The sequence below is a fragment of the Desertivirga arenae genome (assembly GCF_017355785.1).
In the GTDB taxonomy this organism is placed as follows: Bacteria; Bacteroidota; Bacteroidia; order Sphingobacteriales; family Sphingobacteriaceae; genus Desertivirga; species Desertivirga arenae.
The window spans coordinates 215,617-230,264 of sequence record NZ_JAFEWE010000007.1 but is presented as its reverse complement, the minus strand read 5'-3'; the positions used below and the strand labels follow the sequence as shown (position 1 = coordinate 230,264).

Below are 14,648 nucleotides of genomic sequence, written 5' to 3'. Positions count from 1 at the left end.
GCAGTCAAGGACACTGACATGAAAATAAAACTGTTGTAAAAACAAAAAACAGCCGTACAAAGTACATGCTGTTTTTCTGCTCAACTAAAATGAATGTTAGCCCATTATTTTTGTCAGATGACTAAGTTCATATCCAACGATTGGGCTTAAAAATAAGCTTACTTAAATCTATAGGAGACGCTCACTCTTGCATTTCTTGGGACCTCATAGATGTATGTATAGTAGGATACTGATGTCGCAGTCGGGTTAGCGACATTTGTAAACGATCCTTGAGTCAGAAGTCTGCGATCCAACAAATTGTTAACAAGACAAGAAATACTGAATTTACCTCTCTCGTAACTTGCCCCTGCGTCAAAGCGATAGTAATCTGGTAATGCTAACGGAGCTGCAATAGTACCAGCGTGTCTTCCGAGCTGAATCTGGTAACCGCCTGTCAGACCAAAACCATCTAACACAGAGCCTTGCTTAGTATACCTATACGAAAGCCAGCCATTGGTGATATGATCCACCGAGTTGGGCGTATGTCTTTTGATATAATCAGCCCTGGTATCTTTGCTTACCCGGGCATCCGTGTAAGCATAATTTAAGACTACATTAAGGCCTCTAGTAATCTCCCCTGAGATATCTAGCTCAACACCTTTAAATTGTTGTTGTCCTGTCTGTATACTATAATTACCATAAACTCCAGCACTAGGATTATTAGGGTCAATGAGCTGACCTGATCTAGGGTCGCTTGTCAACACATTTTCCTTAGTAATTTGATATATAGCTGCAACAGCATTCCACTTACCATCAAACCAATCCTTTTTCACACCAAATTCTATATTGTTACCTTCAACAGGTTTGAAAATATTTCCTTCTATGTCTTGTCCTGATTGGGGAAGGAAACTCTGATCGTACAGGGTATAAGCAGAAAAATTCTTCGTAATGGAATAACTTAAGCCAACTCTCGGACTAAAAGCATTATCAGAAATTTGGGTTGCATTTGACTTTCCTACTGTTACAGCATGAGTATAACGTCCTGCAAGTGTCAAACGGAGCTTCTCATCAATCATTCGAATCTCGTCTTGCAAATATGCTCCGGTGTAAGTAAGATTAGTAAGATAAGGAAGATTTGCAGCTAATGCAGAACGAATTTTTATACTCTTAGAGCGGTCAAAAGAAGGAGGATTTGCCAAAGAACCGTAAACAGGGTTATAAATATTAAAAATAGCATCACCAGTAAGCTGCAGATCAGCTACTCTCGTACTTGCAAAATCTCCCCATGTTTTCAAATTCCCGTAATCTACTCCGGTCATTATCCTGTGAATTACGCTTCCAGTCTCTACATCTCCCATTATACTTAACTGTGCATTCTTGTTAATTGCCAGCTCTTCACTTATGTTCAGATAGCGTTTCATATCTCCATTTTCAGCAATAGTAGATGGCCATGGCGTTCCACCAGCTAATCCGTATTTTACGTACGCTACCTGAGAATTCACTTTCCATGTTTTGTTTAAATTATGACTAAAATAAAAAGTAGCATTATGATCGAACAGTTTGTTCGGATCCAGGGTAGGATCGCCTATAAAAAAGCTTGGATCAGTCGCTCCAAGACCTTTAGGTGAGAAACCATAAGTACCCAGGGCTTGTGCCTCTACCCGTTGAGTGGTATACTCTGCCGTGATCAGGGTATTTGAATCAAGCTGGTAACTTAATACCGGTGCAATCACATACTTGTCCGTATAGTTGAATTTATTGTAACTTCCTTTTGTTTGGGCAGCTGCATTCAAGCGGAATAGCAGACGTCCATCACGTGATAATTTACCGTCCAAGTCGATGGCCGCACGACCTAAACCATAGCCCCCCCCGCTTAAAGTTACTGAACTGCGATTTTGTCCTGTAGGCTTTTTCGTTACGATATTGTATATCCCCCCAGGTTCTCCATTGGCCATCATAAATCCTGACGGACCTTTCACAAATTCAATCCGTTCGATAGTTGCCGCATCTTCTGTTAATGGTCCCCAGGGCATTTTCATATTCATACCATTTCTAAACGCGGGGATAGTAGTACCACGGGTAGAGATATTGGCATATTGCGCGTCCCAGTGACCCGTTCTTATAGTACCACTCACGTTTCTGGTTACTCCATCAACAACATCAAATACCAATTGATCTGCAATCAGCTTTTGATTTACAACCTTTATATTTTGAGGTACTTCAATTAGAGGTGACTGTAACCTAAGTGAAGAGGATACTTTATCCTCCTTAAACTTATTCTTCCGGCTGGTGATCTGTACTTCCGCCAGCTGAGAGTGATCCTCGTCTAACGTAAAGTCTGCCATCACTATACCTTTAGGACTTACGGCTATCTGTTTTTCTTTAGAAACAAGTCCCACTCCCGACACTACAAGAGTATAATCTCCTGCCGGAACTCTTTTTATCTGATACTCTCCTTTTTCATTTGATATAGCTCCAAACTTAGTCCCCTTCAACTTTACGGATACATAGGAAGCTGCATTTCCGTCAGAGGTCTTAATCTTTCCCCGCACTACCCCATATTGCTGCTCTTCCTCTGGTAAATTTTTCTCATACGCCATTGAATACAAACTAGTCTTCTTTTCCCCCGCATTCAAATTATTCGTAAGGGCGCAGGTGCATAATGCACCTAATAATAGTACTCTTTTAAATTGCATTACTCTTTATTTTTTAGGGATGACCGATAATTCGGTGTGCCACAAGACAGCGAACTCTTGTGTAACTGGCTGCGAAAGTACGGGTATTTAGAATAAATCCAAATAAAAGAATAAATTTATTAGAATTAATCTAAATAACATTTCGAAACATTGAAAGATGCTCTATATTTGCCGCTGTTTAAAATTAATCTAAATAGCATGTTCAGGAAAGTAAATAGCTGGCTCCACTTATGGCTTGGTCTCGCATCGGGAATTGTAGTGCTGATTGTTTGCATAACAGGCTGCATTTGGGTTTTTAATGAAGAGATAACAGCACTTACTGAACCAAAAACCAATATTCCTAAACAAGAAAGCTCTGTACTTAAGCCATCTCAATTGATAAAAATTGCAAACTCACAATTCCCTGGGATGAAGGTATCTTATGCTACTTACCAACAGGGAAGAACAATCGATATTGGCCTAGGGGAACGAAAAAAGGGCGGCGCAACATTAAAACTTAATCCGTATACAGGTGAAGTGGTTGATAAAATAGAGGTTAAAAAAGGAGATTTCGACTTCTTCAGGTTTATACTAAATGGACACAGAGCACTTTGGTTACCTTTTGAAATAGGACGAAAGATCGTTAATTATTCAACCCTTATTTTTGTGGTCCTGTTGATCACTGGTCTTATATGGTGGTGGCCCAAGAAATGGAATAAAACAACTCGTGCCAAAAGTTTTAAAATTAAATGGGGAGCATCCTTCAAACGGGTTAACCTTGACCTTCACAATGTATTAGGATTTTATTCCTTGCTTTTTCTCCTCTGTATTGCATTGACAGGAATGGTATGGGGAATTGAATGGTATAGCAAAGGTTTGTATTGGGTAACAACAGGTGGTCAAACCTTACCTGAACGAGGCAAGCTTTCTTCAGACTCTGTCCAGGCCAACCTCCACTTCAAACCAGAGCAGGCAATTGATATAGCTTTCAAACAAGTGTTGAACAAACATCCAAAGGCTGAAGGCTTTTATTATTCTTTTCCTGATACCGCAAAGCCTAAATCAGTAATTTCCGTAACCGTTTACCCGGATAAAGGGCAATTCTATAATAGCAGGAGTTACAAGTTCGACCAACATACCCTAAAAGCCCTCAACAGCTCTGATGTTTATGATATTTCATTTGACGAGGCCTCATCCGGACAGAAGTTGCGCAAGATGAATTACGACATACACGTTGGGAGTATCCTTGGGTTCCCAGGGAAAGTCTTGGCATTCCTTGCAGCCCTTATTGGAGCAAGCTTACCTGTCACCGGTTTCATGGTCTGGTGGGGAAGGAAATTCGGCAAGAATAAAAAAGAAAAGAAGTCAAGGAATACGACAACAAATACTCCGGAAAAATCAGTTGGAACCGCTGAACTGCCGAAAGTAAAATTAAGACGACCTATGCCAGTCTTACAGAGCAATGCATTACAGAAATAGATATTCCGTCCAAACTAACATACATGTTTCCTACTATGTCTAAGCTGATCTCTGGTTCAGGATGACTATGGAAAAAACCGTAGTATTTCTGATCAATAATCTTCTAAACCTACCTAAGCCAAATGAGAAAAATCGACAAAAGTATGATCGATATTCTAAATGCCTCCTTGATATCTTTAAGCCTTTATCAAGTTTTATCAAACAAACCCTACTTTCTTACAGAATGAATGAGCTTTAGATTTATATTAACTCAGGAACTTATGAAACTAAAGGATGGAACTAGCCCCTCAAACCTCATTTTATCTAATTCTCTCTAAATGAATAAAATCTTTACTTGTATTGCCATTCTAATAACCTTATGCTTATCAGCAAATGCGCAACAGTACAAAACACTATGTGCACCAAGCTCAGATGTTTCAATCTTTTTAAATAGTGGAAAAAGCAAGAGCTGGAAAATGCAGCAAGCTTCTAAACTTAGCAGCGGAAAAGAGATTTCATCTCTTAACTACGATAGTAGATCATGGCTTCCTGCAGAAGTACCGGGAACTGTTCTAAGTAATTTAGTAGCTAATGGTATCTACCCCAATCCGTACTTTGGAGATAATAACCGAAAGAAAAGAAATCTTATACCTGATATCGCTGAAGCTGGAAGAGACTTCTATCATTATTGGTTTCGAACAGTTTTCAAGGTTCCTAATACTTTTCAGGGAAAGCGCATTTGGTTGAAGTTTAACGGCATTAACTATAGATGCGCAATCTGGCTAAATGGGAAAAAATTAGGTAACATGACAGGAATGTTTAATGACCAGACTTTTGACGTTACATCCTCAGTAAATAGGAGTGGCGGAAATGCTCTTGCAGTAGATATAGAACCTGTGGATTTTCCAGGTGCATATGATAAGGTTGGAGCTAAGCGGACAGGTGCTGTCGGTGAAAACCATAATGGTGGAGATGGAGAGATAGGAAAAAATGTAAGTATGCTGATGAGCGTTGGATGGGATTTTACTGTACCGGATGGTGTTCGTGATCGTAATACTGGAATTTGGAGGGACGTAGAACTTTTCGCAACAGGAGAGGTAACACTGTCACATCCATTTGTCAAAACAGAATTTCCTGATTCCGACACAACTTTGTCCAAAGAAACGATCTCCGTAGAAGTATATAATGCATCCCCTGCTCGTAAGCAGGGAATAGTTACCGGTAGCATTAAGCAGTTGGGAGTTCAATTTTCGCAACCCCTTACTTTGGAACCCTATCAAACTAAAACAGTTGTTTTTACTCCTGAAAAGCATAAAAATCTAATCATCCATAATCCTAAACTTTGGTGGCCGGTAAACAAAGGTGCACCCTACCTATATAATTTAGATTTGAGTTTTTCCGTTCAAAATAAGCGAAGCCATCAATTGAACACCCGTTTCGGAGTTCGTACAATTACCTCAGATCAAAATACCCCCGACAAGTCCCGTCGGTTTATCGTTAACGGCCAGCCTGTATTTATACGTGGTACTAACTGGGTTCCCGAAGCTATGTTGCAAAATAACCGCCAACGGACTTATGCGGAGTTACGTTATACCCGGCAAGCAGGCCTGAATCTGATTAGGCTTTGGGCTGGTGGGGTGGCAGAGTCCGACTACTTCTACGAACTTTGCGACCAGCTGGGCTTGATGGTATGGAACGAATTCTGGATCACTGGCGATACACGTATGCCTGTTGATACTGCTTTGTACTTCAGGAACGTAAGTAGCACTATCAAACGAATTCGCAATCATGCTTCTATAGCCTATTACGTAGGTACAAACGAATCTAAAGAATTACCAGGGGAGGGAGAATTTATTCTTTCTTTAGATGATACCCATGGCTATCAGGAACAATCAGAATGTTGCGGGATCCATGATGGAAGTCCCTACAAATACGAGAACCCAATGCAATACTTCGAGAACACTGCCTCTCCCCGCGGTAGTCGCGTAGATGGTTTTAACCCTGAGTATGGCGCCCCTTGTACACCGGTACTTGAATCACTGAAGCGAATGATGCCCGAAAACGATCTCTGGCCAATTAATGATTCCGTATGGAACTACTTAGACGGCAATGGATTCCACCAGGTCAATACGAAATACCGTCAGGCAGTAAATGAGTTCGGGAAGTCGTCTTCAATAGAAGAATATGCGAAAAAAGCTCAATTCGTAGGAGCTTTAAATTTCCGGGCTATTTGGGAGGTATGGAACTACAATAAATTTAACTTCGGCGATCGCTGGTCTTCCGGCTTCCTATTTTGGTATCACAATAGTCCTGTTCCACAAACGGCCTCTCGTTTGTACGATTGGTTCCTCGAACCAACTGCCGCGCTTTATTATTCCCAAAATGGATTAGCCCCTTTACACCCTCAATTTGATTATTTAAAGAATTCGGTCTCTATCTACAATGATTACCGTACTTCCTTTGCCGGATATACGCTAGAGGCGACAGTCTATAACATGGATGCCGTAGCCGTTTGGAAAAAGACAAAAGTTGTTGATATTCCGGCAGACGGAGTAGTCAAAGATGCACTCTTGATCGAATTTCCTGAAAGGCTTAGCCAGGTGCACTTTGTTAAGTTGATTTTAAAAGATAAGAATGGGAAACTTGTAAATGATTCCTTTTACTGGCGCTCAAATGATCAATACAAAGGACCATGGACAATGACGGGGCCTGCAGTATCTGGCTTTTCTGAAATTGATAAGCTGAATAAGGTTAATTTGAGTGTTGCTCTAAGCAAAAAAACTATTGATAGTAAGACAATCTTGTCAGTAACGGTTAGAAACCCCACTCAGGGAATAGCTTTTTTCACTCAATTAAAACTGCAATATCCCGACGGAACCAACATTTCTCCTGCCTTTTACTCAGACAACTTTTTTTCATTGCTTCCTGGAGAAGCTAAAAAGGTTGAAATTGAGCTTCCTCCCTCAGCAAACGGAAAAGCAGTTACGCTCATAACCGGCGCATTCAATTCAGCAGAAATAAGATCTAAAATCAAAGTTAGCAATGACTAGAAAAAGCCTTATTCACTCCATCCTTTCCGTTTCCCTTTTTGTAAGTAAAATCGCCTTTGCGCAAAACAGCGGTACTTTGCCTGCCTGGGCCTGGGGACCTTTTTTACGTCCTTCTGGTGTAAACCCTATAATTTCACCAGATTCAAGTTCCGTGTTTATTGATCCTATGAGTAACTCAACTATTCGATGGGAAGCAAATGACACCTTCAACCCTGCGGCCGCAATTAAGAATGATAAAATAATAGTTATCTATAGATCTGAGGATAATAGCGGAGCAAAGATCAGCACCCGAACTTCACGTCTGGGCTATGGAGAAAGTAAAGACGGCTTTCATTTTACTCGATGTAAGCAGCCCATCTTATTTCCTGCTGATGACGGACAAAAGGCTTTTGAATGGCCGGGAGGTTGCGAAGACCCAAGAATAGCATTAACAGAGGATGGAACTTACTTAATGTTATATACACAGTGGAACCGGAAGGTACCACGCCTGGCTTCAGCAACTTCAAGAGATTTAATTCACTGGGAAAAGCACGGCCCTGTCTTTCAGGATGCCTATAATGGTATTTTTCATAACATGGCCACCAAATCTGCCTCTATACTTACCAGGATCAAGGATAATCGTCAGATCATCACAAAGTTGAACGGCCAGTATTTTATGTACTGGGGTGAGCGACATGTTTATGCTGCAACTTCTAATAACCTTGTTGATTGGAAACCTCTTACCAACGATAAGGGAGACCTTATAATCCTTGCCTCTCCCAGAAAAGGCTTTTTCGATAGTGATATGACCGAATGCGGCCCTCCTGCTGTTCTAACTAAAAAGGGAATTATCTTATTTTATAATGGACGGAACCATTCTGATTCCAGAGGTGATAAGCGTTATTACGGAGGCTCTTACAGTGCTGGACAAATGTTATTTGATAAAAAGGCACCAGCAAAACTAATTGACAGGCTTGATGAACCATTCTTTATCCCAACCGAAGCCTTTGAGAAGCGCGGACAATACAGCAAGGGTACAGTATTTATAGAGGGGATGGCTTGGTTTAAAGATCGTTGGTATCTGTATTATGGGGGCGCAGATTCAAGGGTTGGAGTAGCTGTCTATGATCCAGGGAGGTCTCATTCACTGCAGAAAAAAGCAAAATATCAGCTAAAAAACTAAGACATCTATTCCAACTGAAACTTCTTTTTTCAATAAGCTAATGCTCAAAGAAAAGAATTAATAATATGAGTCGCCTGAAACAATGGCGACCCATACTATTAGCAACTAACCTTACCACTGGATCTGCTGATCCTGATCAGGTATCAAGGTGTTTAAATCACGTTGCATGGATAAGGTGCCCTCTACCTTATATTTTAAACGCTGCCCCGGTACTGTAGTATAGTCTTCGAACTCGTATGACAGATAAAGGGTGATATAAATATGCTTCAGATAAGGTAGCTTTGGATCCCAGGCCTCCTCTATGGTATAGTAAGATTGATCTGCCCCTACCTTAAACTTGTTATTAGCGGTATTATCACTCCAGATCTGAAGTTTCTTTTTCTGAATATCAATAACATCATCGGTGAACTTAATAAACACTTTATAGTTTTTACGGTCCGTATAGTCAATATCCCTGATGCCAGCGTAAAGAAATATAGTTTTGTTGTCTACCACATAAGTACGGTGATTATTCAGAGTTAAAGGCTCGCTATTATTTCCATCAAGATAGATCTTATACAAAGTTCCTCCATATTCGCCCGAATAGTCATTAAACGGAGTGATACGAAGCATAGCCCTTCTATAGTTCTTGTTAGGGTTCGCTTTATAATCATAGGAAGGATCATCAAGAATCTGCAGAGGGAGCACCCATTTTTCAACCTGATCCAAGTCTCCAAGTGTAAATTCTATAGGGACAGTAACCGTACTTACTCCCGCAGGGACTTCTATCGTTTCGGGCATGCTGTAGTATTTCTTATCCAGCTGTTTAAAGTACAATTCCTGGCGATGTCCGTATTCTTCATGGTTTAATCTCGCCAGCGTATCAGGATCCAGACCGATATGTATAGTACGGGGTTTATTATTAGGAGTCGAGCCACTGATAATGATTGGTAGATTGAACCTCACTTTACCTTCAGGATTATAACGTAAATATGAGGGGGTTACGCCCTGGTCATTAGGTTCTGCCTTAAAAGATGCCATCTGAACAAACTGCTCATTCTCCCATTCGTCATTGCATGAGATAAAGCATAGGGCACTTGTTATTGCTAAAAATATAATGTATATATTCTTCTTCATCGTTTCAGATTAAATAGTTATTCGGGATTGGTCCAGCCTGGATTTTGTATCAGGTTCTTGTTTCTTCTAAGCTCACTAAAGTCAATCGGCCAGAACCACATCTTTAAAGTGAAAATAGACGGTAATGAAGGTGTTTCTACAACCGTATGGAAAAGGTCAGCCTGTGCTTTTGTAGCATAAGCATTGTAGCCATAAACTGGAGCTGATTCTTCGTCAGGAGCATCTGTCCAACGGCGAAGGTCAAAATAGCGATGGCCTTCAGCGAATAGCTCGATCTGCCGCTCCCGCTTGAGCTTTATTCTAAATTTTACCGGGTCTGAATACACCTCATCACTATAATCTGGCAATCCTGCGCGGATACGGATAGGTTGAATTCCGTTTTTCATCTCACCTACATTCCTGGCAATAACGTGCGTTTTAGTACCATCCCAGGAAGGCACGTTAAATGAACCGTTTAATTCGTTCAATGCTTCTGCATAGATGAGCAGCACTTCCGCATAACGTATTGCCGGATCAACTTTCTGTTTTAATCTACTTTGGTCATATGCCGTTACTGCCACATTACTTATATCATCCGGATGCACGTATTTCTTAATTCCAGTCCCGGTCCGGGGCCAGTATGTAGTATTCTTATAACCATTTGGATCGCCGCGATAGTAGTAGATCTGCACATTACTCTTTTCATCTCTTACCGCCTCTGCGTTCAGGAAGTTCCAGGTGGATCCATTATAAGAAACTGAAGCATAGAACCTGGGCTCACGCTGCGCAAATTGCTTATTGACACCTACACCTAAGGGGCCTAGTTCAGGATAGTTTGACAATTCCTGCTGACTTACATAACCTGAAGCACGCTTGGAAGTATTATATCTTCCTTCGTACCCCGTTCTGCCGGCGTACATATCGTTCATGCCTGGTATATCGCTACCATCCTTGGTGTAATAAGCATCCACTTGCTTTTGTGTCATGCCATGCGAGTTATACCCTTTTCCCTCAAGCCGGGGCAATTGGTGTATCACCAGTACGTTTATTCCTTCAGCTCCCTGATTCTGCCCACGTGTGAAGATCAACTCAGGATTTTGAAAGGCAGGAACAGTTCCATTAAATATCGACCGGTAGGATTCGAAAGGATCAATATCTTTCCATCCTGCAGGCCAATTGCTATTAGAAAAATTATTATCAGCCGGGGGGGTAACTGTTGCCGGATAAGCAATATCACCCGTAGTTTTCTTATAAGTTACATACAGCTGGTATTGTCCAAGGTCCATTACGTCTTTTGCTGCGGCCGCTGCTTTTGCCCACTTCGACTCATCATAAACGGCCGAAAGCAAACGCTTACCATCTTTATTGATCAATGCTGCTGCTACGTCTGCCGGAGCTTTACCGTTCGCTAATGGGCTCGCTGCAAATAACAATATCCTGGCGCGTAAAGCTAAAGCTGCCCCCCGTGTCGGCCTTGCAATTTGCTGAATGCCCATCTTAAGTGGAAGTCCCTTAGCCGCCTCAACGAGTTCCTTAGACAAATAATCTGCACATTCTTCGTACGAATTCCGGGGCAGGGCTATCTCATCATATTCCTTTGTATAATCAATACTTTCATCAGGAACGATGGGTACAGGGCCATAAGTTCTCAAGAGTATCCAATAAAAATATGCCCTTAAAAACCGCGCCTGTCCTTTCAGATCCGCGATTTCTGCTCGCGAAAATCTGGTGTTGATATCAATATTATTGATAAAAACAGAAGCTTGCCTGATCCCGTCATAAGCCGTATTCCAGATATCATCACTTTCACCATTCACTCCACTTTCATCATACTGCCCATATTTCCATTTCCTGTAACGGTCATTTTCGTCGCCGAAATACATGTCATCAGCGAAATTAAAGGGAACATTTTTCTTGCTGCTTACATCCTGCATGTAATTATTTCCCAAGAAAGAGTAAGCGCGTGCCAACCAGCGGTTAGCATAATCCGGATTGGAAAAAGCGTCTTCTGTGGTCATTCGTTCATTGAACAAATAATCTGAATCAAGATAATCTGAACAACCGCCAACGATTAATGTAGACGCTATAAAAGTTAAAATAATAAAAGTTCTTTTCATATTCTTCATACTTATAGACTAACTGATATTCCAGCAGACAGCGTTCTGTTTAGGGGGTATGCTTTTCCGTCAGAACTTCCTAATTCAGGATCCCAGAGCTTGAAACTACTGAAGGTAAGCAGGTTAGTACCAATCAAAAACAGACGTGCATTATTAAGATGGGCCTTATTAACGAAGGCCTTAGGAAGCGAATAACCTATATCCAGAGTTTTCAATCTCAGATAAGAACCGTCTCTCAGCCAAAATGTAGACGAGCGGTAATTGTTGGAGTTAGGCCCATAAGTTAAACGGGGAAAATCAGCATTAGGATCTTCATTTTCTCCAAGCTTCCAGCGGTTACTGTTAGCCATATCAGTAAGGACATTTCCCCAGTTCTCGCCCAAACTGAACATGTAAACTGAGGTACCATTTATAAAGTAAGTCGACTTTCCTACCCCCTGAAAGTGCATATTTATATCCAAACCTTTCCAGCGGGCAGAAGTTCCGAACCCATAGGTCAGGTTGGGTCTGGTAGTCGCACCAATAGCAACGATATCAGCATCATTAACAATACCGTCTCCATTTACATCTTTATACTTAATATCTCCTGGCATTACCTCACCAAAGGTCTGTCTCGGGCTATTGCGTATATCTTCATAATCTCTGAACAAACCCAGATCTATCAGTCCTCTTGCCTGCCCTACTCTATGACCCTCCTGGAGCCTATAGGTATAAATAGTGTTTTCCTCATCTCTTTCAATGATCTTATTCTTACTGTAAGTAAGGTTACCGCGGAGAGTTAAGTCTATCCCCAGCACCCTTCGTTTCAGTGCAATATTTCCATCAATCCCCTGTACTTCTACTTTCCCTACGTTTGCAGACGGATTACTTTCCAGGCCAACTATTCCGGGAAGATAATCCCTGCTCATATAGATCCCATCGCGACTTTCCTTAAAAAGGTCGATAGTTCCTGATAACTTATCTCTGAAGAAAGAATAATCCAGGCCAAGATCCTGTTTTGTAGCAATTTCCCAGGTTACGTCAGGAGAGGCTACGGAAGAATAACGCATGCCGGTCCAGGGATTAGAAGAATCAAAATCACCGAAATTATATCCTCCTCCGGTCATTTGTTCAATAGTGTACAAGTAGGGGAATCTGATATCCCGGCCCAGATTATCATTTCCGGTTATTCCATGAGAATAGCGGATCTTAAACATATCCACAAATCCAAGTTCTTTTATTATACGTTCCTCTCCAACATTCCAGGCGCCTGAAATAGCGGGAAAAAAGCCGAACCTGTAATCCTTATGGAAATTCTCAGAACCTGTGTAGCCGAAGTTGAAATCAAAGAAGTAACGGGATTTAAAGTTATAATTGGCACGACCGGCTAATCCCTGTAGTCTTCGCGAAATACCGTTCTTTAGATCAGCTCCAATATTTTGAGTGAATATTTTTGCCTGCTGATTGTACTTAAGTACAGCCCCGAAAGTATGAGCGCCAAAAGCGCGGCTGTATTGCGTTTCCCACTCGAAGAACTCGCGCTTTTCTCCATTCGATCCGGCCGATTGGGTCATTTTCTGCTCTTCTTTAATTCGCTTAAACACAAGTTCCCCATTATTCCGATAACGGCTAACATCCCACAATTCCGGATTCTTATACCTGTTAATCCAATTATCGTTATAAGTATCATACCCAAAACGCCCTATAAACTGCAGGCCTTTAGTAATGAAATCTAATTTCTGGTTCAGGTTCAGGGTGGTTTGAATATTATTATTCCAATTCTCCCTGTAGCCAGTCATAGTTCCCTGTACCCAGGGATTGAACCTGTTTATATCATCATCTGCATTAGTATTACCATCGTCATCTGCTGGGATTCGTCCATCTGAATATACTAGGGGTGCAGTGATGGCATTATACCCCATTAGGGCTGTCCATATCGCGTCAGTACCAACACCAGGATCATTTTGCTTACGTAAGGAGCCCGAAATACCTCCACTAAGCAGGGTAGTTTTGGTGATATCCATATCCACGCTTAAGCGGTAGGTATACCGGTGAAAGTTAGCGTTCGTGTTATAGTCCTTCAGCGCATTGTCAACCTTGTATATCCCTTCCTGGTTCTGATAACTCCCTGACAGGAAGTAACGCGCAGTCTTCCCTCCTCCGCTCATGTTTAGCATACTACGCTGGCTCTTTGCTCCGTTACGCAATAATACATCCTGCCAGTTAACATTCGGAAAAAGGTCCGGGTCTAGTCCGAGGCGTAATATTTCCAATTCTGTTGTTGAAAAGAGCGGTTCCTGGTTTCTGGCAATCTTTGCTTCATTTGCCATCGAAGCATACTGGTAGCCATCCACAAATTGGGGTAGTTTAGTTAACGTACTATAAAAGCCTTCAACTTTAGCATTAATATTAACCTTCCCTTCTTTGCCTCTCTTCGTCTTTATTAAAATAACCCCATTAGCTCCCCTGCTACCATAGATAGCAGTTGCCGAAGCATCTTTTAACACGGTAAAGGACTCCACATCTTCCACATTAATCTCATTCATATCCCGCTCAAAGCCGTCAATCAAAACCAAAGCCGCGTTACTTGCGCCGAAGGTTGAGATACTTCTAACCCAAAATTCAGAAACACTGCCAGGACGGCCAGATGTCTGCATAGCCTGTATACCCGGAACCACACCAGCTAAAGCATCTGCGATGGATGTTGAGGGATTTGATTTGAGTTGACGTACGTCAACCGTTGTAATGGCACCTGTAACTGCTATCTTTTTCTCGGCGCCAGTAGCAGTTATCACTACCTCGTTAAGTACACTGGCTTCCGATTCCTTCAGCACAACATTAACTACCCGCTGTTCTTTAACCAATACCTCCTGCTTATCGAAACCGATATAGTTGAAAACCAGGGTCTGGTAAGGGGGCATCTTTATGGTATAATTTCCGTTAACATCAGTAATAGTTCCTAGTCCTGGCATATTACTGATGGAAATACTAACTCCTATAAGAGGTTCTTTCTTTGCATCCGTTACTTTTCCTTTTACTATTACCTCCTGCTGAGCCAGCGAACTGAAGGATATCGAAAGGAATAGGATACAGGTTAGTAGAATATATTTCATTGTTAAATTGCTTAGGTTTC

The 14,648-nt window shown here is 41.5% G+C and carries 7 protein-coding genes; 3 read left to right on the top strand and 4 right to left on the bottom strand.

All coding sequences use genetic code 11. The features are described 5' to 3' along the window. Positions 1-158: 158 nt before the first annotated feature. Complete coding sequence (locus J4N24_RS15520; protein ID WP_207534611.1) at positions 159-2,675, bottom strand: TonB-dependent receptor; 2,517 nt, start codon at positions 2,673-2,675, stop codon at positions 159-161. Positions 2,676-2,873: 198 nt separating this feature from the next. Between J4N24_RS15520 and J4N24_RS15515 the strand changes: the two genes are divergently transcribed. The 3 genes from J4N24_RS15515 (at position 2,874) to J4N24_RS15505 (ending at position 8,324) form a co-directional block, all read left to right on the top strand. Continuing rightward, complete coding sequence (locus J4N24_RS15515; RefSeq protein WP_207534610.1) at positions 2,874-4,133, top strand: PepSY-associated TM helix domain-containing protein; 1,260 nt, start codon at positions 2,874-2,876, stop codon at positions 4,131-4,133. 317 nt (positions 4,134-4,450) lie between these two features. Next, positions 4,451-7,162: a glycoside hydrolase family 2 protein gene (locus tag J4N24_RS15510; protein WP_207534609.1), complete on the top strand. Its 2,712-nt coding sequence runs from the start codon at positions 4,451-4,453 to the stop codon at positions 7,160-7,162. Next, positions 7,155-8,324 (top strand): beta-1,2-mannosidase, encoded by a 1,170-nt coding sequence (locus J4N24_RS15505; RefSeq protein WP_207534608.1) that lies wholly within the window; start codon positions 7,155-7,157, stop codon positions 8,322-8,324. The genes J4N24_RS15510 and J4N24_RS15505 overlap by 8 nt, the downstream gene beginning before the upstream one ends. 111 nt (positions 8,325-8,435) lie before the next feature. On the opposite strand, the gene J4N24_RS15500 is transcribed toward J4N24_RS15505, so the two are convergent. The 3 genes from J4N24_RS15500 to J4N24_RS15490 are packed head-to-tail and all read right to left on the bottom strand — an operon-like array spanning position 8,436 to position 14,628. Beyond that, positions 8,436-9,440: a DUF4973 domain-containing protein gene (locus tag J4N24_RS15500; protein WP_207534607.1), complete on the bottom strand. Its 1,005-nt coding sequence runs from the start codon at positions 9,438-9,440 to the stop codon at positions 8,436-8,438. Positions 9,441-9,457: 17 nt separating this feature from the next. After that, the gene (locus tag J4N24_RS15495) at positions 9,458-11,536 is read right to left on the bottom strand and encodes a RagB/SusD family nutrient uptake outer membrane protein (protein WP_242691652.1); all 2,079 of its coding nucleotides are present in this window, start codon (positions 11,534-11,536) and stop codon (positions 9,458-9,460) included. Positions 11,537-11,547: 11 nt separating this feature from the next. Then, positions 11,548-14,628: a SusC/RagA family TonB-linked outer membrane protein gene (locus tag J4N24_RS15490; RefSeq protein ID WP_207534606.1), complete on the bottom strand. Its 3,081-nt coding sequence runs from the start codon at positions 14,626-14,628 to the stop codon at positions 11,548-11,550. Between the last annotated feature and the right edge of the window lie 20 nt (positions 14,629-14,648).